At 64.4% G+C, this 343-nt stretch carries 1 protein-coding gene; it reads right to left on the bottom strand.

Features of this window, described 5'->3' with window-relative positions; translation table 11 throughout:
- A partial coding sequence (locus ACT3RU_RS18000) for a transketolase-like TK C-terminal-containing protein (protein WP_483392988.1) occupies positions 1–343 on the bottom strand: 343 nt, incomplete at both ends.

Here is a 343-nt window from a genome sequence, read left to right on the forward strand (position 1 = left end):
TCCTGACCGTTGAAGCGGTAGGTCGACGGCATGGAGACCACGCGTACTGCTTTGCCCTGTGCTTCAAGCTCGGCGGCAGCATCCATGGCCAGCCCCACTTCCGAACCGGTGGCAATCAGGATCAGCTCGGGCGTACCGTCGCTGTCTTTTAGCACGTAACCACCACGCTGAATGGAAGCCAGTTGGGCTTTGGTGCGCGCCTGGTGCGGCAGGTTCTGACGCGACAGGATCAGCGCCGTGGGGCCAGAGTGACGCTTGATGGCCGCATCCCAGGCGGCGGCGGTTTCCACGGCGTCACACGGGCGCCAGGTGTTCAGGTTCGGCGTCGTGCGCAGGCTGGTCA

Origin of the sequence: Halomonas sp. TP35, assembly GCF_052375975.1 — a bacterium.
GTDB lineage: Bacteria > Pseudomonadota > Gammaproteobacteria > Pseudomonadales > Halomonadaceae > Vreelandella > Vreelandella citrativorans.